Raw genomic sequence first — 21656 nt, forward strand, 5'->3', positions numbered from 1 at the left:
AGGGTTGATTTGGGATCACAGTCGCTTGTTATGAGTTTAGTGCTTTCAGCCATTGCCGGGCCTGCTCTCTTGTTTCTTCTGTAACTCGTGCAGACTCAGACGAAATAACTATATTCAGAGCTGATTTAGCCAGCCCAGCGCTGATAATACTTCGGGCGTGCCCTGTTCGGGAAATACACGATGCTTCGGTGTAACCTGTTTCAGTGCGCAATTTTTCGATGACATCTTCGCGAGACATAGCGGAGGACGAAAACTCGCCAAAATACTTTACAAAACACGCTTGCCCGACCGACTGGAGCGCCCTAGATAATTGTTCTTCGTTCATAGGTTCCTCTTTAGAGAAAACTCATAACGCCTTGGCTTTGCGGCGTACCGGAGCGCCAGCGTAGGTGCGTCCGCCAACAGCCATTTGTTAGCACTTGGGTTAGAAAACCATTGCGTGGTCACAAAGAAATCTTCCGTTTTGATTGACAAGAACCATCTCGGCAACAAATTCGCCTTTAGCTTTAGTGAATGACTGCTTCCATATAATTGCTGCTGAATCAGGGCGTTTGAATACTGCTACCGGCTTACGCTCTGAAAAGAATCCTTTTTCTTTCTGATACTGCAGGCAGACCTTCTGAAGATACTCCTTTGTGACGATTTTTTTCATCCTATCGGTGAAGTCTCTAATATGAGCTTCATGGTCAATTTTGGTGGAGGCTTCCATCAGGTTGTCCATGATAGGAGTCGCAATGGCCAGAATTTCATTTTCTGACATTTTTTCAAAGTTCATGGCCACTCCTTGTAAGTGCTAACGCCTTGCGCAGCGGCGCGAGGAACGAGCGTCCGGCCCCGGAGGGGCTTTACTGGCGCAACTTGTTATGTGAATTCTTGCCTTCACAAAAGCCCCCACCTCGCTCAATAACTTCATAATTCATTCTTGAGTGCTTTGCCGCCATATTCTCTGCCCATTTAGTTCTGCTTTTATCAATACAAGGAGCGGTATAAACCACCCACTTACCTACAGGCAAAGACTGAGCCTCCTGGGTTAAACCTGGCAGATACTCACTACGGTGTCCGTTTAAGATATAAGCCCATGGCGTTACTTCAATGATTGCAACAGGCTTGCTCTCTGAATGTACGAGAGGGCTAGCAACCATGAGCAATATAAAGCAATAACGATTCATGGCTCACACCATCCACATAACGCCGCCAACACGCGCGTATTTTTTGTGGAGCCGCAGGCGCAACGAAAAATGCGTCGCGGTGCTTGGCCTTGTTAGCAGCAGCCTCGCAATTTTGATATTCTTGATGGCTTACTAAGGACAAAGCACTAGGCTAAATATTAAGAATGATAAAGTTTCACCCTAGGAAGGGTACTGTACTCTGCTGTGACTTTTCAAAAGGATTTGAACCTCCTGAAATGGTCAAGGTTAGACCCGTAATTGTAATTACCCCCCAACTACCGGGGAGGCCGGGGCTGTGTACTGTGGTGCCGATTAGCTCGGTTGAGCCCGTGCCAATGCAGCCATACCACCACAAAATGGATCCGGGCTCGCTCACTCCCAAGATGCAAGCAACAGAGTGCTGGGCGAAATGCGACATGCTCTATACTGTGGGGCTGAACCGATTAGATAGAATTCGAGAGCGCAAGCCTGACGGAAAGCGCATATATATGACGACGACGGCTACAGCTGACGACATGACTGCAATTGAGGTGGCCATATTAAACGGGTTAGGCCTGCGTAAATACTTGAAATAAAAGAAAAAGCCCTAAAGGCTTTCACCTTTAGGGCTTGCATTCTTGACACTAGCCGGACTGGCCGGTTCATGACCTAAGGGGCTTGTCATCGCTTATCCCTAGGTCAGCTACCTTTCGGTAGGCTTGCTAGCCGGATTAACCGGAACGGGTTGATTATAGTATTACAGTATTCAAGATGTAAAGTGTTTTACTATACGGAGCTGGGAAGCTGGAACGGCTGCTAACAGGTATTAGGAAGCCGGCTCGAATATCCAATGAACGTGCCGGCGTCATATCACGGTTATCAAATTTATATAACGAAGAAGAAAACCATGGTTCTCAGCAGGTTACAAACCCATGCCTGAGCGCATGATTCAATATGTTGACTTCTTCTTTTCCCCAAACCAATAACACTGCACATAGCGACAGCATTAATCCAACGGCCCTAAACTACCTATAGCGGCAGCTCCTCCTGTAAACGGTTTGAATCCCTCCACCGTATCTTCTTCAAATATGGCTGGGTTGTCTGTAAGCGATCTCTTACATTTGAGTCGTTATCGCTTACCTGGGGAATCCCGTCGCGGGCGTTTTCCTATGTTATTCCTTCGGGAGGCGGCTCGCTGATGAAGTGGGTTTCCCATCGTGTATCGAGGGTTTCCCACACCAGAAAAACACTGAGCGTGTTCAGGCGAGCTAATTGAAGTGCCCGTGAGCCAGGAACACCTTCACCTGCTCAATCACGTCCCGATTGCGCATCATAAACGGGTGCGTCACTGGCAATACCAGATGGTCCTGCATGCCTTCGACTTTGGTGCTGGCCACGCTGACTTTGCCGTCATTAGGCCTGGGCAGCATAGTGGAGAGAATAAAGTTGATGGTGTCGCTGCCGGCGATGACGCCCAGGGGGAAGTCCACCGGGCCCAGTTGGTTGGGAATGCTGTCGGGGCCGGTGCCCAGCTGGCTGCCGGCGGGGCCGTTGAACCACTGGAACGGCGCCCAGTCACCCAGGCGGTCGACCACTTCGCTGCCCTGGTTGGGCGGGCCGAGCATGACGGTGCGGCCCAGCCGCGCGATGCGGTGCTGACTCAAATACTGGCGCAGCAGGATGCCGCCCATGGAATGGGTGACAAAGTGAATCTGGCCATCAGCCGGGCATTTTGCCAGGGCGGCGGGCAGGGTTTGTTCGGCGAGGGTGGGGATGTCTTTTTTGGTGGAGGGGTAGCCCTGGTTGACCACGGTGTAGCCGGCATCACTCAGGGCCACGTCCATCTTGTGCATGGCATGGGCGGTTCGGGCCAGGCCATGGAGCAGGATGACGCATTGGGGGTCTTGTGGTGCCGCTTGGGGGTGATGGGTTTTCATCGTTGCCCCCTCGGTATTTGGCAAGGCCGTGCCCCCTCTCCCCAACCCCTCTCCCCAGAGGGGAGAGGGGCTTACAAACATCCCCAGTAGCAGGCCACTGAGTAGCTTCAACGTCAGGCTGGCCCTCGCGCTACCCGCTTTCGCCATCAACTATCAACCGTCCACTGTCAACCAGCTAGCCCGCGGCCAACTGATCCAGCGCGTTTTTCAAACGCGCCGCGGCGGCGTCCACGTCACCGAGCTTGTCCAGGCCGAACAGGCCCACTCGGAAGGTCTTGAAGTCGTCGCCTTCGTCGCACATGAGCGGCACGCCGCCGGCGGTCTGCAGGCCCAGTTTCACAAAGGCGGCGCCGCTCTTGATGGTGTCGTTGTCGGTGTAGGACACCACCACGCCGGGGGCTTCGAAGCCCGGGGCGGCGACGCTGGCAAAGCCGTGTTCGGCCATGGCCTGGCGCACCGCCCGGCCCAGCCGCCACTGGTGTTCCTTGACCTTGTCCAGGCCCCGGTCGATGGTTTCCAGCATGGTGTCGCGGAAGCCGCGCAGGGCATCGGTGGGCATGGTGGCGTGGTAGGCATGGCCGCCGTTTTCGTAGGCGATCATGATGTCGCGCCATTTGCGCAGGTCGCAGGCGAAGCTGGTGCTGGTGGTTTCGTGCAGGCGCTTTTCTGCGGCCTCGCTGAGCATCACCAGGGCGCTACAGGGTGACGAGCTCCAGCCCTTCTGCGGGGCGCTGATCAACACATCCACGCCCACGGCCTTCATGTCCACCCAGATAGCACCTGAGGCGATGCAGTCGAGCACGAACAGGCCACCGACGCTGTGCACGGCTTCGGCCACCTGCTTGAGGTAGTCGTCGGGCAGGATGATGCCGGAGGCGGTTTCCACGTGGGGGGCGAATACCAGGGCCGGTTTTTCGGCCTTGATGGTGGCCACCACCTGGTCAATGGGGGCCGGCGCGAACGGGGCCTGGGGCTGGTCGCTGACCCGTGCGGCCTTGAGCACGGTTTCGCTGGCCGGAATGCTGCCCATCTGGAAGATCTGGCTCCAGCGGTAGCTGAAGAAGCCATTGCGGATCACCAGGCAGGACTGGTCGGTGGCGAACTGGCGCGCCACCGCTTCCATGCCGAAGCTGCCACCGCCGGGCACTACGGCCACGGAGTGGGCATTGTAGACCTGTTTGAGGTTACTGGAGATATCGCGCATCACCTGCTGAAAACGCTGGGACATATGGTTCAGCGAGCGGTCGGTGAACACCACGGAGTACTCGAGCAGGCCGTCTCGGTCGAAGTCACGGGGCAAATCTGTCACGGGGGATTACCTCTCCAGCGGCGACTGGCCGCTGCTCTGTTCATGTTCTGCGTTGTATTGTGAGCTTGTGTTCCGGTTTGTCTTGGATACTGGATTGCCGCCGACGCCGCAACCGTCCAGGGCCAAAAGATGGCAAAACCGGCCTCAACTGCCTAATTCACAGTCAATGACTGTTCCCTCAAATCAATTAAGCTTATGTCCCATCATTCTTGAGCCAACCGGGGCGCTGCCTCATACTATGCGGCCTTAACGCCCTGTAAACACAGCGTTTAACTCCTATTTTCGGCAAGCGAGCCACGATCACATGACTGAGTACGTCCTGATTCTGATCAGCGCTGTGCTGGTGAACAATTTTGTGCTGGTCCAGTTCCTGGGACTGTGCCCCTTTATGGGCGTGTCCAACAAGGTGGAAACCGCCATGGGCATGTCCCTGGCCACCACCTTCGTGCTGACGCTGTCGTCGGTACTGTCCTACCTGACCTGGGCCTACATCCTGGTGCCCTTTCACCTGGAATACCTGCGCACCATCAGCTTTATTCTGGTGATTGCGGTGGCGGTGCAGTTCACCGAGATGTTCGTCAAGAAGGCAAGCCCCGTGCTTTACCGGGTGCTGGGCGTGTTCCTGCCGCTGATCACCTCCAACTGCGCGGTGCTGGGCGTGGCGCTGCTCAACGTGCGCCAGGACGATGCCACCTTCATGAGCTCGCTGACCTATGGCTTCGGCGCGGCGCTGGGCTTTTCCCTGGTGCTGGTGCTGTTTGCCGCCATGCGTGAGCGCATTGCCGTGGCCGATGTGCCCGAGGCCTTCCGTGGCCCCAGCATCGGCCTGATCACCGCCGGCCTGATGTCGCTGGCGTTCATGGGCTTCTCGGGGCTGATCAAGCTATGAAGGGCCGCTTGCACGCAAATATGACTTTCCTGCGTCTGACGCCCGACGTCCGACGTCCGACGCCACGCGGAGCGTGCCAATGACCGCTGTGCTGATTGCCATCGCTGCCCTGCTGGGGCTGGCCGCGGTGTTTGGTGCCGTGCTCGGCTTTGCCTCGGAAAAGTTCAAGGTCGAGGGCGACCCCATTGTCGACCAGATCGATGACCTGCTGCCCCAGACCCAGTGCGGCCAGTGCGGCCACCCGGGCTGCCGCCCCTACGCCGAGGCCATTGCCGAGGGCGAGGAACACAACCGCTGCCCGCCCGGCGGCCAGGACACCGTGGACGCCCTCACCGATCTGCTAGGCCGCGATGCCATGACCGTGGACGATGACGGCGCCGAAGACGCGGACGTCACCAAGGTGGCCTATATCCGCGAGGATGAGTGCATCGGCTGTACCAAGTGCATCCAGGCCTGCCCGGTGGACGCCATTGTCGGCGCCGCCAAGCTGATGCATACCGTCATCGTGGACGAGTGCACCGGCTGTGACCTGTGCGTGGAGCCCTGCCCGGTGGACTGCATCGACATGCTGGAAGTGAAGCCCACATTGCAGACCTGGGGCTGGAACCGCCCCGCCGGCATCGGCCAGCGCCCGGACAGCCGAATCGAGGTGGTGAATTTATGATGACTTGTGCCCTGCGGGCGGGCCGGACGTCAGACGTCCGACGTCCGACCTCATACCGGAGGTCAGCCTGATGCTCGCCAAGCTGTTCGGTGGCACTCACCGCAAAAACCGGGTGTACGATTTCCACGGTGGCGTGCACCCGCCGGAGAACAAGCAGCAGTCCAACGGCACTGCGATCCAGCCCGGCCCGCTGCCGGCCCGGCTGATCTTGCCGCTGAACATGCATATCGGGGCCCCGGCCAAACCGCTGGTGGCCCCCGGTGACAAGGTGCTCAAGGGCCAGATGATCGCCGAGCCGGTGGGCGCGGTGAGCGCCGCCATCCATGCCCCCACCTCCGGCACCGTCAGTGCCATCGGCCCGCGGCCGATTCAGCATCCCTCCGGCATGGACGCCATCTGCATCGTCATCGACAGCGATGGCGAAGACCGCTGGGTGGACCATCAGGGCATCGCCGACTACACCGAGCTGAGCCCCGGCGAGCTGGTCGACACCATTCGCCAGGCGGGCATCGCCGGCATGGGCGGCGCCGGCTTCCCCACCAGCATCAAGGTCAACTTGGGCGATCACCAGCGGGTGGAACAGCTCATCATCAACGCGGTGGAGTGCGAGCCCTATATCACCGCCGACGACCGCCTGATGCGCGAGCGCGCCGCCGACATCGTCGCCGGTATCCATATCCTGCAATACCTGCTCAACCCGCGCCGCACCCTGATCGGCATCGAGGACAACAAACCCGAGGCCATCTCCGCCATCAAGCGCGCCTGCAAGGGCTGCGATATCGAAGTGCGGGTGGTGCCCACCAAGTACCCCTCCGGTGGCGAGAAACAGCTGATCCAGCTGCTCACCGGCAAGGAAGTGGCCAGCGGCCAGCTGCCCGCCCAGGTGGGCGTGGTGTGCCAGAACGTGGGCACCGCCTTTGCCATCCAGCGGGCGGTCTGCCATGGCGAGCCGCTGCTGTCTCGCATTACCACGCTCACCGGCGATGCGGTGGCCCAACCGGGCAACTACGAGACCCTGCTGGGCACCCCGGTGGCAGACCTGCTGCAACATGGCGGTGTGCACAGCCAGCAGCTGGGCCGGCTGGTGATGGGCGGGCCGATGATGGGCTTCACCCTGCACAACCCGGCGGTGCCGGTGGTCAAGACCACGAACTGCATCATTGCCGCCAGCCCGCAGGAGCTGCCCGAGCCGCCGCCGGAGCAACCCTGCATCCGCTGCGGCTCCTGTGCCGAGGCCTGCCCGGCCAACCTGTTGCCCCAACAGCTTTACTGGCATGCCAAGAACGACGATCTGGACAAGGCCCTGCACCACAACCTGATGGACTGCATCGAGTGTGGCGCCTGCGCCTATGTCTGCCCCAGCCATATTCCGCTGGTGCAGTACTACCGCTACGCCAAGGGCGAGGTGCGCCAGCGCGCCGCCGACCAGGTGAAGGCCGACAAGGCCCGCCAGCGTTTCGAGGCGCGCCAGGCCCGTATCGAACAGGAACAGGCGGAAAAAGAAGCCCGCCGCCAGGCACGCCTGGAAGCCAATCGCAAGAAGAAGGAAGCCGGCGCCGCGGCCCCGACCGGCCCCAGCGCCGAGCAGGCCGCCGCGCTCAAACAGGCCTCGCTGGAGGCCTCCAAGGCCTACAAGGCCGCAGTGAAAGCCGCCAAGACGGCGGAAGCCCAAGGCGACGATAACGCCGCCGACCTGAAAGCCGAGGCCGAGCGCCTCAAGGCCGTGGCGGACAAGGCCAAGGCCGCGGTGCGCGACGCCAAGGCCGACGCCCCGGCCGTGGCGGCCCCGGCGGACGATGCCGTCGCCAGCCTGAAAAAGCAGGTTGGCGATGCCTCCAGCGCCTACAAGGCCGCCGTCAAAGCGGCCAAGGACGCCGAAGCCAGCGGCGCCGACGATGCCGGCGACCTGCGCGCCCGGGCGGAGGCACTGAAAGCCACCGCCGACCGGCTCAAGGCCGAGCTGCGTGACGCCAAGGCCAACGCCCCGACCACGCCAGCGGCGCCCCAGACGGACCCGGTGGCCGAGCTGAAAAAGCAGGTTGGTGACGCCTCCTCCGCCTACAAGAGCGCCGTGAAAGCGGCCAAGGAGGCGGAAGCACAAGGCGCCGACAACGCCGCCGAGCTGCGCGCCGAGGCCGACCGCCTGAAAGCCGTGGCCGATCAGCTCAAGGCCGACCTGCGCGATGCCAAGGCCAATGCGCCGGCACCGGCCAAGGCCGCGCCCGCCGGCAAGGCGCCGCCGGCGGACAGCCCGAAAGTGCCGGAAAGCGACGCGCCGCAATCCGTGGCCGGCGTGGACCCGGAGCAGGCCGCCAAGCGCCAGAAGCGCCTCAAAGCCCTGAAAACCGCCTACAACATGGCCCACAAGCAGTACAAGGACGCCCACGCCGCGCTGGAGCGCGCCGAGCGCCACGAGGAACTCAGCGCCGACGAGTTCAACGCCATGCAGCAGAAGGTGGACAAGCTCAAGGGCAAGGCCGATGTGGCCCGTGATGCCCTGGATGCGCTGGTGGAAGAGGCCAAGGCCGATATCCGCGCCCACACCGGCAAGGACCTGAAAACCCTGAAGCTGGAAGCCGCCCGCGCGGAAAGCGCCCTGGCCGACAAGCAGCAGGAACTGGCCCAGCGCCGCGACAGCGCCGCCGAAGAGACCCTGGAAGCGCTGGAAGCGGAACTCAAGGCCCTGGAAACCGAAGCCCACATCGCCCGCAAGGCCCTCAAGCAGGCCGTTGAAGAACAGGGGTTAGTGGAAGAATGAAACGCATGCAGGCATCCATGCAACACGCAACACGCGAACACCTCGCAGGGCGGACATTCCCGCAGGGAATCTCCGCCATCATGACGCCAACGGCGGAGATGGGCTCACGCCCATTTCCGCCCTACCTGAAAGGTAAGGGCTAAACCGACATGAGCCTGATCAGTTCCACCTCACCGCACACCACCGGCAAGACCGACACCGGCGCCTTCATGCGCCAGGTGCTCTACGCCACCCTGCCCGGGCTGGCAGTGCTCACCTGGCAGTTCGGCTGGGGCTCGGTGATCAATGTGCTGTGGGCCGTGCTGGTGGCCCTGCTCAGTGAAGCGGCCATTCTCAAGGCCCGTGGCCGGCCGCTGGGCTTTTACCTGAAGGATTACAGCGCCGTGGTCACCGCCGTGCTGCTGGGCCTGGCCCTGCCGCCCACCGCGCCCTGGTGGCTGACGCTGATCGGCGTCAGCTTTGCCATCATTGTCGCCAAGCAACTCTATGGCGGCCTGGGCATGAACCCCTTCAACCCGGCCATGGTCGGCTATGTGCTGCTGCTGATTTCATTCCCGGCGGCCATGACCCGCTGGATCGCCCCGGGCCAGACGCCGGAGCCGGCCCAGAGCTGGCAGCTGTTTCTCGGCCAGGCCGGCGTGGACGGCTTCAGCGGCGCCACGCCACTGGATACCTTCCGTACCTGGGCCGGCAACGCCAGCGAACTGAGCGGCCATGCCATCCTGCACGGCCAGTTCGCCGGGCTTGGCTGGGAGTGGGTCAATCTGGCGTTTCTGCTGGGCGGCCTCTACCTGCTGGCCCGTCGCATCATTACCTGGCAGATCCCCGCCGCCTTCCTGCTGGGCGTGGCGGTGCCGGCGCTGATTGCCTCGCTGGTGGACCCGGTGCGTTTTGCCGGCCCGCTGTTCCACCTGTTTTCCGGCGGTACCATGCTGGGCGCCTTCTTCATCGCCACCGACCCGGTGACCGCCGCCACCAGCCGGCTGGGGCGTTTCATCTATGCCCTGCTGATCGGCGTGCTGATCTGGGTGATCCGCAGCTTCGGCGGCTACCCGGATGCGGTGGCCTTCTCGGTGCTGCTGCTCAACCTGTGCGCGCCCTTCATCGATTACTACACCCAGCCGCGCACCTATGGCCACCGCAAGGCCAACCGGGGGGTCGGCTCATGATTGGCACCATCAGCAAGAACACCGTGATCCTGAGCCTGTTTGCCATCGGCACCGCCGCCACCCTGGCAATCACCAACGAGGCCACCCTCAGCCAGGTGAACTGCAACAAGCAGCAGGCCCTGTCCAGCTCGCTGGCCCAGGTGATGCCGCAAGACCACCACGACCGGCCGCTGCTCAGTGACCGCACCACCGTCAACGACCCGCAACTGGGTCGCGGCGATCACCACATTTACCGGGCGCAGCTGAACGGCGCGCCCAGCGGCGCGGTACTGGAAGCCACCGCGCCGGACGGTTACGGTGGCCCCATCAACCTGATCGTGGGCGTGGACATGGATGGCCAGATTCTCGGTGTGCGCGTGGTACCACCGCACAACGAAACCCCGGGGCTGGGCGACCATATCGAAACCAAGAAATCCCACTGGATCTTCAGTTTCAACGGCAAATCCCTGGGCAACCCGGATAACGCCGGCTGGGCGGTGAAGAAAGACGGCGGCACCTTCGACAGCTTCACCGGTGCCACCATCACCCCCCGTGCCGTGGTCGGTGCCGTGCACCGTGCCCTGCTCTATTTCCAGGCCCACCGCGACGCGCTATTCGCGGCGCCGGCCGACCGTATCAAGGCGGAGTCCTGCAATGGCTGATGCAAACTACAAGAAGATCACCATGGATGGGCTGTGGAACAACAACCCGGCCACGGTACAGATTCTCGGCCTGTGCCCGCTGCTGGCGGTGACCGGCTCGGTGGTCAACGCCATGGGCCTGGGCCTGGCTACCCTGGTGGTGCTGATGGGCTCCAACGCCTGCGTGTCGCTGATCCGCAACTACGTCACCGACGCCGTGCGCCTGCCGGCCTTCGTGATGATCATCGCCGCCATGGTGACGGTGATCGAAATGCTGATGCAGGCCTACACCTTCGAGCTCTACCAGATTCTCGGCATCTTTATCCCGTTGATCGTCACCAACTGCACGGTGCTGGGCCGCGCCGATGCCTTCGCCAGCAAGAACGGCGTACTGCCGGCCATGGTCGACGGCATGATGATGGGCGCCGGCTTCCTGGTGGTGCTGCTGTTGCTGGGCGGCATGCGTGAACTGATTGGCCAGGGCACCCTGTTTGCCAACATGCAGCTGCTGTTCGGGCCGGTGGCGGCCAACTGGGAAATCGACGTGATCCACAACTACGGCGGCTTCCTGCTGGCCATCCTGCCGCCGGGGGCCTTCCTGGGCCTGGGGCTGATCATTGCCGGCAAGAACGTGATCGACAAACGCCTCAAGGACGCGCAAAAGGCCAGGGCCAGCGACGAGCCCAAGGTCAGCCGCCGGGTGCGTACCACTGGCAAGGTTAGCTAAACCACACCCCCTCTAGCTCCCCCTCCGGGAGGGGGAGGATCTACTCCCTCCCCTTTTCAAGGGGAGGGCCGGGGTGGGGTCAGGGTGGGGTCATGGCTAGAGTCACACCCACACCGCCGTGCCGATCAGCACCAGGGCAATCAGCCCGTGGGGCAGGAAGACATGGCGCCAGCAGAGAATGCGCAGCAGCTCCCGCCAGCCGCCCTGGTGACGGCTATGGTCCCAGCTGGCGGCACTCTGAAACGGCGCCAGCGACGCAATGTCACCGCGAAAAAATGCCTCGATTTTTTCGATGCGGGCAAAGTGCGCCGACTGAAACGCCTTCCAGTGCCCCTCTACCCACCAGAACATCAGGCTGCCGAGCACCCCCACCCAGAGCAATGCCGGGCGTTCGAAAAAGGCACCGGAGCCGGCCAGCATGCCCGCCAGGGTCAGGCTCCAGGCCTTGATGGTCAGGGATTTCTGGTCGAATGCATCAATCAGGCCGGTAAGATGGAAATACTCCGCCTGCAGTTGTTGTTCCCGTTGTGACACTCCATTCCCCCACAATAAATCGATCAGATTGTCCGATAATGTGGCGCTATTTAACGCCATTCATTCGGCGCACACAAAACCGCACAGTAGCAACAGGAGGAACGCCATGAACACGCCACTTGTGAATGCTGTGCTGCAACGCCGCCAACTGCCGGACACCATCCGTGCCCGCCTTTATGGACCACCGCGGGACCAGTGGCGCGAGCACCCGCATTACCTGATCAGCGACGCCCGTGCCCTGCAACGCAACCACAACAGCCTGAAGCGCCAGGCCCGCCAGTATCATGGTGCCCTCACCCATCTGATCAATCAGCCGGACGCCCGCCGCGACAGTGAAGAGAACCGGCAATTGCGCCAAACCCTTGCCCACCATGGCCGCACCCTGTTGAAAAACCTGCACAGCCATCACGGCTTTGAAGACAGCAGCGTGTTCCCGGTACTGCGCCTGCATCACCCGCGTCTGCAGGATGCCTTCACCCTGCTGGAAAACGACCATCAGGCCCTGGACGGCCTGCTGGCCGATATCGATATGGCCATTGCTGATGTGCCAGCCTTTGCAGCCACCCCCGCCACGCTGGAAAAGGCCCATGGCCAGGCCGCGCAACTGGATGCCTTGCTGCACCGCCACATGGACGATGAAGAGGACATTCTGGTGCCGATTTACCTGGCATCTATGTAATTTTTTTCGCTTTATTGAACACTGCGGTTAACACTCTTTTGCAATAACCGGCGAACCCTGACGCACCGGCACCGCTCTAAGGGGTAATCAAGCAGAACAAGGAGTGAGCCATGAAAAGTGCAGCGATTGCCGCCCTCAGTGTCGTGGGTACCGTGGCCGTTGCCGGTGTGGGTTATGGCGCCTACCAGGCCATGACACCGTCCGCTTCCGGCTATGCCAAAGTGGTAAACGTGAAACCGGTGGTGACTCACAGCGAAGAACCGCGGCAGGAATGTCGCCAGGTCACCGTGCAACACCAGAAGCCGGTGAAGGATGACAAACAGGTGGCCGGCAGTGTGATTGGTGCCGTCATTGGTGGCGTGGTGGGTCACCAGTTCGGCGGTGGTCACGGCAAGGATGCAGCCACCGCCGGTGGTGCCATTGCCGGCGGTATTGCCGGTAACCGCATTCAGAAAAACATGCAGGATAAAAACACCTACACCACCACCGAAGAGCAGTGTCATACGGTGATGGAAAGCAAAAGCCACACCCAGGGTTATGACGTGACCTACACCTTCAACGGTGATCAGCAAACCATCCATATGGACAAGCGCCCGGGTGACCGGCTGCGCATCGAAGACGGCGATGTGGTGATGCCGTAACAGCCCGCACCCCCAACCACAAAACCCGCAACCACAAAAAAGCCCCGGCCGTTATCGTAATGCTGTTCACTTAAGCTTTTAAGTCCCTCTCCCCTTGCGGGGGAGGGGTTGGGGAGAGGGGACCTGCCTGAAAGGGTTGAGCCAGATTTGCACCGCTTAAGTGAACAGCATTACGGTCGTTATCGGGGCTTTTTTGTGGTGCCGCTGTTCAGCTCAGCCAGGTGACAAAGGTCTGAATCACCGTGGCATTGGCAATATCCACGATAAAGCCACCCACCACCGGCACGATGATAAAGGCCAGCGGTGAGGGGCCATGGTGCTGGGTCACCGCCTGAATGTTGGCCACCGCCGTGGGCGTGGCCCCCATGGCGAAGCCACAGTGCCCCGCACAGAGTACCGCCGAGTCATAGTTGCGCCCCATCATTCGGAACGTCACCAGGGTAATAAAGGCCACTGCCAGCACCACCTGCACCAGCAGCATGGCCAGCATGGGCAGTGCCAGATCCACCAGTTGCAACAGCTGCAAGCTCATCAGGGTGATGGCCAGGAAAATGCCCAGCGAGGTATTGCCCACCACTTCGATGGTGGCATCGTTGACCCGCCACAGCCGCCGGGCAGCGTTGCCCAGCAGAATGCAGACAAACAGCACCCAGACGAAGGTCGGCAGCCTGAACACCGAGGCGAAATGCTCGGCGGCCACGGAGCCGACCACCACGCCCACGGACAACAGCATCATGATACGAATGGCACTGGCACCGGAAATCGGGTGCGGGGTTTCCTGTTCGTCAAAGTCCGGGTCGCCCTCCACACCATGGGCCGGCACCATCAGGTGATAACGACGAATCAGGAACATGGCCAGGGGGCCGCCCAGCAAGGCCCCGAAGATCAGGCCGAAGGTGGCGGAAGCCGCCGCCAGTTCGGTGGCCCCCTGCAAGCCGGCCTGATGCTCGAAGACCTCAGCCCAGGCGGCGCCGGTACCGTGCCCGCCGGTCATGGTAATGGAGCCCCCCAGCAGGCCGTAGAACGGTGACAGGCCCATGAGCTTGGCCATGCCGACACCGGCCAGGTCCTGCAGCATCACCAGCACGATCACCAGCACGGCAAACAGCAGCATGGGCCAGCCGCCGCGTCGCAACAGCCGAAAATCCGCCGCCAGCCCCACGGCACCAAAGAAGAACAGCATGGCCGGTTCTTTCAGGGCATCGTTGAATTGCAGGGTAATCCCCCCCAGCTGCAGGGCCGTCACGATAATGGTGGCCAACAGCCCGCCCACCACCGGGTCAGGCATGTTCAGCTGCGAGAGGATATGGATGCGATGCACCAGCCACTGGCCCACGGCCAGTACGATCAATGCCACCATCAGGGTTTCCATGGCGGAAAACTGCATGGATCTCTCCTTTGATCTCTTCCGCAAGGGCAGAAAAATTGGACAGGGACCATTGTAGCCGGTTCCGGCCCCTCACAGGCGAGCGATGATCAGATATACTGCCGGCGCAGCCTGGATGGTGAATCATGAATCGCGAAAAACGTACCGAAATCTTTACCCGCCTGCGCGACCAGAACCCGCACCCGACCACGGAGCTGGAATACAGCAACCCGTTCGAATTGCTGGTGGCGGTGGTGCTGTCCGCCCAGGCCACCGATGTGGGCGTCAACAAGGCCACCGCCAGGCTGTTTCCGGTGGCCAACACGCCGGAGGCCATTTATGCCCTGGGCGTGGATGGCCTCAAGCAATACATCAAGACCATCGGCCTGTTCAATTCCAAGGCGGAAAACATCATCCAGCTTTGCCGCATGCTGATCGAGCTGCATGACAGCCAGGTACCGCCCAGCCGCGAAGATCTGGAAGCGCTGCCCGGTGTCGGGCGCAAGACCGCCAATGTGGTACTCAACACCGCCTTTGGCCACCCGACCATGGCCGTGGATACCCATATCTTCCGGGTCTCCAACCGTACCCGCATTGCCCCGGGCAAGAATGTGCTGGAAGTGGAAAAACGGCTGCTGAAACTGGTGCCTGAGGAATTTCTGCGCGATGCCCACCACTGGCTGATTCTGCATGGCCGCTATACCTGCATGGCGCGCAAACCGCGCTGCGGGGAATGTCTGATCGCCGACCTGTGCGAATACCCGCCCAGTAAAAGACCCACCTGAGTCTCACTCCCGAGGCAAGGCGCTGGCGCACCAGCAGGCCGTGTTGCTAGGGTAATGACACCCTGACAACAAGGACGGACCTGTCATGAAACGCTTCATCACCCTGGCCAGCGCTGCCACCCTGCTGTGCATCGCCATGCCCGCCGCCCAGGCTCTGGAACTGAAACCCGGCCTGTGGAAGCAGGAAATCACCATGGATGCCCCCAACCTGCCCAAGCAGATGCGCACCCGGCAAAGTACTCACTGTATTACGCAGGAACAGGCCAGCGACCCGAAAATGGCCATGAAGAAAAGCTGGGGAGAGAGCCAGTGTCAGCCGGACAAACTGGACCAGAGTGGCAATACCCTCACCTGGAGCGCCACCTGCAAGACCGGCAAGTTCGATTCACACATGCACGGCTCCATGACCTTCGTCGATGCCACGCACTACACCACGCAAACGGATGTGGAGGCCAACGGCCACAGCATGAAGTCGACGGTGAAAGGCAGCTGGCTGAAGGCCAGCTGCGATCAGGCCGGGCAATAAAACGGCGGCCCGTCAGGCTGCCTGACGGGCAAATACCCGCTCGAAGAAGTTGAATACCCGGTGCCAGCTGTCCTCGGCACTGGGCTCGTGGTATTTGGATCGCAGTGGCGAGTAATCCGCCAGACGCTTGAACACGAAGGTCTGGTGATTGTTCATGTAGGAGTGGCCGGCATCCGGGTAGGTCTTCACATCGAACTCCACGCCCAGCTCCTGCAGATGGCCGGCCAGCCGGTCACCATGGTTGCCGAACACCATGTCCTTGCGTCCCCAGCCACCGACCACCGGGCAGATGCCCGACAGGTCCGATGCCTTGCCCGGCACCCCGCCATAGAACGGCGCCACCACCTGCACCGGGGCACGGCTGGCATAGAGGAGCGCAAAGCGACCACCCATGCAAAAGCCCATGACGCCCACCTGGCTGACTTTTTCCTCTTGCTGGGCCAGCAACCATTCACGGCAGGCTTCCAGTTGCTCAAAGGCAAAGCCCTTGCCGGTTTCATGGGCGCGCAGGGTTTTGACCACGCACAACGGCTTGCTGCCCGGCAGGTCATAAAGGTCCGGCACCAGTACCGGGTAGCCGTTATCGGCCAGCCGCTTGCCAATGCGCTCGATATCGTCGGTAAAACCGAAGATGTCGTGAATGGCGATGATGCCCGCGCCATGGGGGTTGGGGGTCGCGGGCCGTATCCAGCGGGCCCGCATGGTGTGTCCACCGGGCAGGGAAATCTCTACCGGCTCGTTTTTCATTGGTGTCGCTCCCGATTTTCGCAATCGCTTCACCATAAACGCCCCGTTGGCAGAGAAAAACTCCCCATGATCAATTGGCCCGATCAGCGTTCCTGCATGGCAATCAGGCGCGCCTCGCTGAGTGCCGCGCTACGGTGGCGGGTGGCCTCGCGGTATTCCGGGTCCGCCAGCATGGACTGGAATGCCTGTCGGGAGGGATAACGCACCAGCAGCACCTCGTCCCAGTGTTCGTCCGCGGGGGCAATCACGCCGGCCAGGGTCTTGCCCATCCACACCGGCTCCCCACCGACGCCCTTGACCTTGCCCAGGGCCACCTCGGAATAACGCCGGTAGGCTTCCCTGCCGGAGTAATCCGCCGGCCCGTCACGGTATTCGGCCACCTCACGAAAACGCAGCAGGTTAAGCATCACGATGGGGGTATCTTCAGGGATCGCCGCCATTATCTCGGGCAGACGTTTGGGATCGGGATCTATCACAGCCATGACTCTCTCCTTTTTCCTTGAGCTTGCCCGCGCCGCCGCGCGGCGCCAATGGTCAATGGCGACAAGGAGACAGTGGTTTGTGTCACCCGCTCAGGGCCGCTGCAGCGCGATGCGCTCGGCGGCGCACAGGGTTTCCAGGGCGTGCAGATGCTGTTCGGGCAACGTCAGGGTCAGGCTGACCAGCTGGCCATAGATGACCTCGCCGAGACAGGCGTCATGTTGATCCGCCCAGTGCCGCAGTCGTTGCTCCTGGGGGAAATCCATTTCCAGCATCACGGTCTGCAACGGCACATGCTCCACCCGTTGCACGTCGGCCAGCACCGCCTCGGCGGCGGCGGCGTAGGCCCGCACCAGGCCGCCGGCACCGAGCTTCACGCCACCGAAGTAGCGGGTCACGATCACCAGCACATCACTGATGGCCTTGTGCTGAATGACGTTGAAGATGGGTTTGCCGGCGGTGCCGGAGGGCTCGCCATCATCATTCATGGCCGCCTGGGCACTGGCCGGTTCGCCCAGCAGATAGGCGTAGCAGTGGTGGCTGGCATCCGGATATTGCTGGCGCGCCAGCGTCACTTCCGCCAGCGCCTGCTCGCGGCTGTTTACCGGGCGCAGCCAGGCAATAAAGCGGCTTTTGTTGATCACCACTTCCCGCTCAAGAGGCGCCTCGGGCACGGTATAGCCGCTGATAATGTTCTCCCATTGAGCCAGCGTGAGGGCTGACGAAAAACCAGCGCCGGCTCGGCTGTGTTTCGGTCCTGAACAGGCGCTTACAGATCCCGGCCGCAGCCGGAAAACAGTTCATCGCCCTGAGCCACGCGCACCTGGTAGGGGTAGGCACGGCCGCTCATGTCATCCTTGCAGGGCGTCTTGTCGATTTCCACGCGCAGCTCGGCGTCATCGCTGCGCGCATGGTACAGGGTCTTGCCCTGCTCCACGACGGCGCCGGGGTTGTCCACCGAGAGGCGGTTATTGCCGTAGTCAGTAACCAGTTCCAGGTGATCGGGGTAAACCGCCAGGTTCCAGCCCGGCTCATTGCCGACGGCCCAGAAACTGGCACCGGCAGCGGCGGCCTTGTGGGCGGCCTGGGACAGTTCCGGCGCGGCCTCCACGCCACCCACACGGTGCACCATGATCGTTACCGGCTTGCCATCGGCGCTCTCCCCTACCTTGACGGTGTGCCGCTCGGTGGTGGTCCACAGCAGCTGGTCATCGCCATCGCGAATTTCCGCGCGCACCGCATAGTCCATGGCATGGGCGCCTTTCACGGCTTCCGGCAGATAGCGCAGGGTAAAGGGCACCGGCACCTGACCGGGCTGTTCGATGACCTGCTCGGCAATCACGCGGGCCGGGGCATCCGCCCGGGAGACATCCGCCAGGCTGACGTGAACGGTGGCGTCCTCGGGCATGGCCATGCGCTCGCGGTAGACCACCTTGCCGCTCAATACCAGCTGGCCACTTTTATCGGTTTGCATGCTGTCACCCTGGCCGGCCTCCGGCGCCGGCGAATCCGGTTGGCCGCAGGCGGCTATCAGCAGTGAGAGCAGCAGTATCTGTAGGTTGGCAATGACTTTCATGGTGACCTCCCTGTTATCGGTGATGGCTGAGACTGAGCGGATTGGCCGCGGTTCCCTGTTGTCATCACTGGCCAGCGATTACGCAAATAATGACACCGCACACTGATACATTTAATAAAATTTGTGTCATTGTTTCGGCCCGGAGCTGTCGCTAGCATGGGGACCAAGGTACAAGGGCCTGTGACTCCGGCGCGCCCGGTGAACACGCCTCGATAAGGAGGATATAACAAGATGACTGCTTCAGCCCGTGGCCTGGACGAAAGCCGCATTCAACGCGAATGGCCCGAGCCCATGACCGCCAAACAACTGGACCAGCAATACCCCGGTATTTTTGACGGCGTCATGCTGTTGTCCGGTGCTGCCAATATCATCATGCAACTGGCGTTGCCGGGGGTCGGTTATGGCGTGAAGGAAAGCCGCGTGGAAAGCGGCAATATTTTCCGTCACCCGATCAAACGCTCGCGCACCACCTTTACCTACCTGGCGGTGGCCATGCTCGGCACCACCGAGGAAAAACTGGCCTACCGCAAGGCGGTAAACCGGTCCCATGCCCATGTACATTCCACCGAGCATTCACCGGTGGAATACAACGCCTTCGATCCCGAGTTGCAGTTGTGGGTGGCAGCCTGCCTTTACTGGGGTTTCACCGATACCAATGAAAAGCTGCGCGGCCGCTGGACCCGGGAGCAGAAACAACGTTTCTATGACCAGGCCAGACCGCTGGGCACAACCTTACAGGTGCGCCCGGACATGTGGCCGCGCGATCTGGACGCCTTCGAACAATACTGGCAGGCCGGTTTGCAAAAGCTGCAGATTGACGAGCCGGTGCGGCAGATGCTGGAAGACATTGCCAGGCTGAAATTTCTCAGCCCGATCAGCCAGCGTTTGTTCGGGAACTTCAACCTGCTGATGACCGCCGGTTTCCTGCCACCGCAAGTGCGTGAAAAAATGAAATTCCACTGGTCAGACAAACACCAGCAGCGTTTTCAGCGCCATCTGCGCCTCATCGGCGGGTTCAGCCGCCTGCTGCCCCGGCCCATCCGGCAGATGCCCTATAACCTGATCATGTGGGGGTTTCGTCGCCGCCTGGCCACCGGCAAGCCGCTGGTCTGATCCGTTTCCTGTATGCCCTGCCCGGTTTCGGCCGGGTTTTCCCTGATCGTCCCTGCCCCGCCGGACAGGCCGCCCCATGGTCATCCTGTCATGCCAGCGTTGACCGCGACCGCGTCAGTCTCTATACCGAAGACTCTGACAAGAAAAACGGGAAACACCATGAGAATGATTGTTGTGCTGATCGCGCTGCTGGCGGTGGGCTGGCTGACCATGACCCAACTACAGAAAAGCCCGGTGGCGAATTCGCCGGATGCGGCGGCGGCCAGCCAGGGCCCTATCCAGGCACCGCAACGCCCGGATCAGATCGAGCAATTCGACAAGGACATCAACAAACTGTACGACGACCAGGCCAAAGCGCAGCAGGATGCCCTGCGTGAGGCGACACAATAGCGGCGCCATCAAACCGCCAGGTGCGCGCTATCGACGCCCCTGGCGGCACACCGCTCAGTCCTGACGGTCAGCGGTCCATTTCAGCTCGTAGAGGTCCTTGCGACGGTCACGCAGGTTGGTGACCGAGCCTTCCCGGTGCAGCAGTTTCAGTTTTTCCAGATCCACATCGGCGAACATCAGCATCTCGGTGTTGGGCACCGACTCGCTGATGATGGCATCGTGGGGGAAATAGAAATCACTGGGTGAAAACACCGACGACTGGGCGTACTGGATATCCACCGCGTCCACCCGTGGCAGGTTACCCACGGAGCCGGAAATGGCCACGTAGCATTCGTTCTCGATGGCCCGGGCCTGGGCACAGTGACGCACGCGCAGATAACCGTTCTTGGTGTCGGTCCAGAACGGCACGAACAGAATATCCATCTTGTCCTCGGCCAGAATGCGGCCCAGCTCCGGAAATTCCACGTCGTAGCAGATCAGAATGCCCACCCGGCCGGCATCGGTTTCAAACACCTGCACCTTGTCACCGCCCTGGATGACCCAGTCACGGCGTTCGTGGGGGGTGATGTGGATCTTGTACTGGGACTCCACCGAACCATCGCGGCGCATCAGATAGGCCACGTTGAACACCTTGTCGTTTTCAATCACCGGCATGGAGCCACCAACGATGTTGATGTTGTAGCTCACCGCCATGTCGGCCAGGGCATCACGTACCTCATCGGTGAAGCTGGCCAGAAAACGCACCGCCTCCACCGAATTGAGCTCCGGGCGCAGGCCCATCAGGGGCGCGCTGAAGAACTCCGGCAAGACCGCAAAGTCCGCCCGGTAGTCGGACAGGGCATCAATAAAGAATTCCACCTGGTTGAGCAGGTCCTGCACGTCACGGGCGGCTCGCATGCGCCGCTGCACCACCCCCAGACGCACCACCGAACGACGGGGCCAGGTGGTGTCCTCTTCCGGTTCGTAGAGGATGTTGTCCCATTCCAGCAGGGTGGCGTAGCCGCGTGAATCTTCATCCTCGGGCAGGTACTGCTTCATCAGCCGCTTGACGTCGAAGCCGTTGGACAGCTGGAACGTCAGGATCGGATCGTAAATGGCCCGCGCTTCCACCTGGGCAATGTACTCGGTGACCTTCATCTGATCCGCGTAGGTGGCATAACCCGGCAGCCGGCCACCGGCCAGAATGGCACGCAGGTTTTCATCGCGGCAGAGTTCCTTGCGCGCTTCATAGAGACGCCGGCCAAGCCGGTAACCGCGGTATTCCTTGTCGACGAATACATCGAGCCCGTACAGCGCGTCGCCCTTGCGATTATGCGAGCGCACCTTGTCATCGGTGATCAGGTCTTCATAGCGATGCGGGTTGGAGAAACGGTCATAGTCCACCTTGATGGTCAGTGCCGTGGCCACCAGCTCGCCATTGTCCTCGATCACCAGCTGCCCTTCCGGAAAAATGCGGATCAGGGTCTTGATGGTATCTTCCGGCCAGGCACCACCGATGTCGTGATACACCTGATCCATCAGACGGGCCAGCGCCGGGTAGTCTTCCTCGGTGAGGGTACGCAGGCGCAGGCGGGTTGTTTCTTCAGCCATACTGACTC

Annotated in this window: 25 protein-coding genes; 13 read left to right on the forward strand and 12 right to left on the reverse strand. The window is 61.1% G+C overall.

Annotated elements, in window-relative coordinates; all coding sequences use genetic code 11:
• Positions 1–28 precede the first annotated feature (28 nt).
• From A11A3_RS17670 to A11A3_RS17675, 3 genes are all read right to left on the reverse strand, one after another.
• On the reverse strand, positions 29–325 hold the full coding sequence (locus A11A3_RS17670) for a hypothetical protein (RefSeq protein ID WP_157375339.1): 297 nt from the start codon (positions 323–325) through the stop codon (positions 29–31).
• Positions 326–424: 99 nt separating this feature from the next.
• Complete coding sequence (locus A11A3_RS04230) at positions 425–775, reverse strand: hypothetical protein (protein ID WP_008928029.1); 351 nt, start codon at positions 773–775, stop codon at positions 425–427.
• 70 nt (positions 776–845) lie between these two features.
• Entirely contained in the window at positions 846–1169 is a 324-nt protein-coding gene (locus tag A11A3_RS17675) for a hypothetical protein (RefSeq protein ID WP_157375342.1), read from the reverse strand.
• A 164-nt stretch (positions 1170–1333) separates the two neighbouring features.
• On the opposite strand from A11A3_RS17675, the gene A11A3_RS18220 reads away from it, so the two are divergent.
• On the forward strand, positions 1334–1744 hold the full coding sequence (locus A11A3_RS18220; protein ID WP_040296711.1) for a type II toxin-antitoxin system PemK/MazF family toxin: 411 nt from the start codon (positions 1334–1336) through the stop codon (positions 1742–1744).
• 672 nt (positions 1745–2416) lie between these two features.
• On the opposite strand, the gene A11A3_RS04240 is transcribed toward A11A3_RS18220, so the two are convergent.
• Positions 2417–3085: an alpha/beta hydrolase gene (locus A11A3_RS04240; RefSeq protein WP_008928031.1), complete on the reverse strand. Its 669-nt coding sequence runs from the start codon at positions 3083–3085 to the stop codon at positions 2417–2419.
• A gap of 175 nt (positions 3086–3260) precedes the next feature.
• Positions 3261–4394 (reverse strand): aminotransferase class V-fold PLP-dependent enzyme, encoded by a 1134-nt coding sequence (locus tag A11A3_RS04245; RefSeq protein WP_008928032.1) that lies wholly within the window; start codon positions 4392–4394, stop codon positions 3261–3263.
• Positions 4395–4698: 304 nt separating this feature from the next.
• Between A11A3_RS04245 and rsxA the strand changes: the two genes are divergently transcribed.
• The 6 genes from rsxA (at position 4699) to A11A3_RS04275 (ending at position 11221) form a co-directional block, all read left to right on the forward strand.
• Entirely contained in the window at positions 4699–5283 is a 585-nt protein-coding gene (gene rsxA / locus A11A3_RS04250; RefSeq protein WP_008928033.1) for an electron transport complex subunit RsxA, read from the forward strand.
• 79 nt (positions 5284–5362) lie between these two features.
• Complete coding sequence (gene rsxB, locus A11A3_RS04255; RefSeq protein ID WP_008928034.1) at positions 5363–5947, forward strand: electron transport complex subunit RsxB; 585 nt, start codon at positions 5363–5365, stop codon at positions 5945–5947.
• 70 nt (positions 5948–6017) lie between these two features.
• Positions 6018–8705, forward strand: coding sequence for an electron transport complex subunit RsxC (gene rsxC / locus A11A3_RS04260; protein ID WP_008928035.1), 2688 nt, complete (start codon positions 6018–6020; stop codon positions 8703–8705).
• A 149-nt stretch (positions 8706–8854) separates the two neighbouring features.
• Positions 8855–9874: an electron transport complex subunit RsxD gene (rsxD, locus tag A11A3_RS04265; RefSeq protein ID WP_008928036.1), complete on the forward strand. Its 1020-nt coding sequence runs from the start codon at positions 8855–8857 to the stop codon at positions 9872–9874.
• Positions 9871–10515 carry an electron transport complex subunit RsxG gene (rsxG, locus tag A11A3_RS04270; RefSeq protein WP_008928037.1) on the forward strand — a complete coding sequence of 215 codons (645 nt, stop codon included), beginning with the start codon at positions 9871–9873 and terminating at the stop codon, positions 10513–10515. The genes rsxD and rsxG overlap by 4 nt, the downstream gene beginning before the upstream one ends.
• Positions 10508–11221 (forward strand): electron transport complex subunit E, encoded by a 714-nt coding sequence (locus A11A3_RS04275; RefSeq protein WP_008928038.1) that lies wholly within the window; start codon positions 10508–10510, stop codon positions 11219–11221. The genes rsxG and A11A3_RS04275 overlap by 8 nt, the downstream gene beginning before the upstream one ends.
• A 102-nt stretch (positions 11222–11323) precedes the next feature.
• Here the strand turns inward: A11A3_RS04275 and A11A3_RS04280 are convergent, their stop codons facing one another.
• The gene (locus tag A11A3_RS04280; protein WP_008928039.1) at positions 11324–11755 is read right to left on the reverse strand and encodes a hypothetical protein; all 432 of its coding nucleotides are present in this window, start codon (positions 11753–11755) and stop codon (positions 11324–11326) included.
• 106 nt (positions 11756–11861) lie between these two features.
• Here A11A3_RS04280 and A11A3_RS04285 point away from each other — a divergent pair, with 106 nt between their 5' ends.
• The gene (locus A11A3_RS04285; RefSeq protein ID WP_008928040.1) at positions 11862–12434 is read left to right on the forward strand and encodes a hemerythrin domain-containing protein; all 573 of its coding nucleotides are present in this window, start codon (positions 11862–11864) and stop codon (positions 12432–12434) included.
• Positions 12435–12544: 110 nt separating this feature from the next.
• Positions 12545–13075: a glycine zipper 2TM domain-containing protein gene (locus A11A3_RS04290; RefSeq protein ID WP_008928041.1), complete on the forward strand. Its 531-nt coding sequence runs from the start codon at positions 12545–12547 to the stop codon at positions 13073–13075.
• A 208-nt stretch (positions 13076–13283) separates the two neighbouring features.
• On the opposite strand, the gene gltS is transcribed toward A11A3_RS04290, so the two are convergent.
• A complete protein-coding gene (gltS, locus tag A11A3_RS04295) occupies positions 13284–14462 on the reverse strand; it encodes a sodium/glutamate symporter (protein ID WP_008928042.1) in 1179 nt (392 codons plus the stop codon).
• A gap of 125 nt (positions 14463–14587) precedes the next feature.
• Between gltS and nth the strand changes: the two genes are divergently transcribed.
• Positions 14588–15226, forward strand: a complete 639-nt coding sequence (gene nth / locus A11A3_RS04300) for an endonuclease III (protein WP_008928043.1) — start codon at positions 14588–14590, stop codon at positions 15224–15226.
• Positions 15227–15311: 85 nt separating this feature from the next.
• The gene (locus tag A11A3_RS04305) at positions 15312–15752 is read left to right on the forward strand and encodes a DUF3617 domain-containing protein (RefSeq protein WP_008928044.1); all 441 of its coding nucleotides are present in this window, start codon (positions 15312–15314) and stop codon (positions 15750–15752) included.
• Positions 15753–15764: 12 nt separating this feature from the next.
• On the opposite strand, the gene A11A3_RS04310 is transcribed toward A11A3_RS04305, so the two are convergent.
• The 4 genes from A11A3_RS04310 to A11A3_RS17225 all read right to left on the reverse strand — a co-directional run bounded on the left by A11A3_RS04310 (position 15765) and on the right by A11A3_RS17225 (position 18555).
• Positions 15765–16499 carry a dienelactone hydrolase family protein gene (locus A11A3_RS04310; RefSeq protein WP_008928045.1) on the reverse strand — a complete coding sequence of 245 codons (735 nt, stop codon included), beginning with the start codon at positions 16497–16499 and terminating at the stop codon, positions 15765–15767.
• 83 nt (positions 16500–16582) lie between these two features.
• On the reverse strand, positions 16583–16981 hold the full coding sequence (locus A11A3_RS04315; protein WP_008928046.1) for a DUF1330 domain-containing protein: 399 nt from the start codon (positions 16979–16981) through the stop codon (positions 16583–16585).
• Positions 16982–17071: 90 nt separating this feature from the next.
• Positions 17072–17653, reverse strand: a complete 582-nt coding sequence (locus tag A11A3_RS04320; protein ID WP_237738826.1) for an IMPACT family protein — start codon at positions 17651–17653, stop codon at positions 17072–17074.
• A 95-nt stretch (positions 17654–17748) separates the two neighbouring features.
• Positions 17749–18555 (reverse strand): YbaY family lipoprotein, encoded by an 807-nt coding sequence (locus A11A3_RS17225; RefSeq protein WP_008928048.1) that lies wholly within the window; start codon positions 18553–18555, stop codon positions 17749–17751.
• 231 nt (positions 18556–18786) lie between these two features.
• Between A11A3_RS17225 and A11A3_RS04330 the strand changes: the two genes are divergently transcribed.
• Positions 18787–19668, forward strand: a complete 882-nt coding sequence (locus A11A3_RS04330) for an oxygenase MpaB family protein (protein ID WP_008928049.1) — start codon at positions 18787–18789, stop codon at positions 19666–19668.
• A 159-nt stretch (positions 19669–19827) separates the two neighbouring features.
• Positions 19828–20058, forward strand: a complete 231-nt coding sequence (locus A11A3_RS04335) for a hypothetical protein (RefSeq protein ID WP_157375348.1) — start codon at positions 19828–19830, stop codon at positions 20056–20058.
• Positions 20059–20112: 54 nt separating this feature from the next.
• Here the strand turns inward: A11A3_RS04335 and A11A3_RS04340 are convergent, their stop codons facing one another.
• Entirely contained in the window at positions 20113–21648 is a 1536-nt protein-coding gene (locus tag A11A3_RS04340) for a bifunctional GNAT family N-acetyltransferase/carbon-nitrogen hydrolase family protein (RefSeq protein ID WP_008928051.1), read from the reverse strand.
• Positions 21649–21656: the final 8 nt, after the last annotated feature.

The organism is Alcanivorax hongdengensis A-11-3 (genome assembly GCF_000300995.1).
Taxonomy (GTDB): domain Bacteria; phylum Pseudomonadota; class Gammaproteobacteria; order Pseudomonadales; family Alcanivoracaceae; genus Alcanivorax; species Alcanivorax hongdengensis.

Excerpts from the sequence above, each read along its gene's own strand:
- A11A3_RS17675 (WP_157375342.1), bottom strand. The coding sequence starts at position 1,169 with ATGAATCGTTATTGCTTTATATTGCTCATGGTTGCTAGCCCTCTCGTA.
- A11A3_RS04315 (WP_008928046.1), bottom strand. The coding sequence starts at position 16,981 with ATGGCTGTGATAGATCCCGATCCCAAACGTCTGCCCGAGATAATGGCG.
- rsxD (WP_008928036.1), top strand. The coding sequence starts at position 8,855 with ATGAGCCTGATCAGTTCCACCTCACCGCACACCACCGGCAAGACCGAC.
- nth (WP_008928043.1), top strand. The coding sequence starts at position 14,588 with ATGAATCGCGAAAAACGTACCGAAATCTTTACCCGCCTGCGCGACCAG.
- A11A3_RS17225 (WP_008928048.1), bottom strand. The coding sequence starts at position 18,555 with ATGAAAGTCATTGCCAACCTACAGATACTGCTGCTCTCACTGCTGATA.
- rsxC (WP_008928035.1), top strand. The coding sequence starts at position 6,018 with ATGCTCGCCAAGCTGTTCGGTGGCACTCACCGCAAAAACCGGGTGTAC.
- A11A3_RS04305 (WP_008928044.1), top strand. The coding sequence starts at position 15,312 with ATGAAACGCTTCATCACCCTGGCCAGCGCTGCCACCCTGCTGTGCATC.
- A11A3_RS04290 (WP_008928041.1), top strand. The coding sequence starts at position 12,545 with ATGAAAAGTGCAGCGATTGCCGCCCTCAGTGTCGTGGGTACCGTGGCC.
- A11A3_RS17670 (WP_157375339.1), bottom strand. The coding sequence starts at position 325 with ATGAACGAAGAACAATTATCTAGGGCGCTCCAGTCGGTCGGGCAAGCG.
- rsxG (WP_008928037.1), top strand. The coding sequence starts at position 9,871 with ATGATTGGCACCATCAGCAAGAACACCGTGATCCTGAGCCTGTTTGCC.
- A11A3_RS04310 (WP_008928045.1), bottom strand. The coding sequence starts at position 16,499 with ATGAAAAACGAGCCGGTAGAGATTTCCCTGCCCGGTGGACACACCATG.
- A11A3_RS04240 (WP_008928031.1), bottom strand. The coding sequence starts at position 3,085 with ATGAAAACCCATCACCCCCAAGCGGCACCACAAGACCCCCAATGCGTC.
- A11A3_RS04275 (WP_008928038.1), top strand. The coding sequence starts at position 10,508 with ATGGCTGATGCAAACTACAAGAAGATCACCATGGATGGGCTGTGGAAC.
- A11A3_RS04340 (WP_008928051.1), bottom strand. The coding sequence starts at position 21,648 with ATGGCTGAAGAAACAACCCGCCTGCGCCTGCGTACCCTCACCGAGGAA.
- A11A3_RS04330 (WP_008928049.1), top strand. The coding sequence starts at position 18,787 with ATGACTGCTTCAGCCCGTGGCCTGGACGAAAGCCGCATTCAACGCGAA.
- A11A3_RS04335 (WP_157375348.1), top strand. The coding sequence starts at position 19,828 with ATGAGAATGATTGTTGTGCTGATCGCGCTGCTGGCGGTGGGCTGGCTG.
- A11A3_RS04230 (WP_008928029.1), bottom strand. The coding sequence starts at position 775 with ATGAACTTTGAAAAAATGTCAGAAAATGAAATTCTGGCCATTGCGACT.
- rsxA (WP_008928033.1), top strand. The coding sequence starts at position 4,699 with ATGACTGAGTACGTCCTGATTCTGATCAGCGCTGTGCTGGTGAACAAT.
- rsxB (WP_008928034.1), top strand. The coding sequence starts at position 5,363 with ATGACCGCTGTGCTGATTGCCATCGCTGCCCTGCTGGGGCTGGCCGCG.
- A11A3_RS04285 (WP_008928040.1), top strand. The coding sequence starts at position 11,862 with ATGAACACGCCACTTGTGAATGCTGTGCTGCAACGCCGCCAACTGCCG.
- gltS (WP_008928042.1), bottom strand. The coding sequence starts at position 14,462 with ATGCAGTTTTCCGCCATGGAAACCCTGATGGTGGCATTGATCGTACTG.
- A11A3_RS18220 (WP_040296711.1), top strand. The coding sequence starts at position 1,334 with ATGATAAAGTTTCACCCTAGGAAGGGTACTGTACTCTGCTGTGACTTT.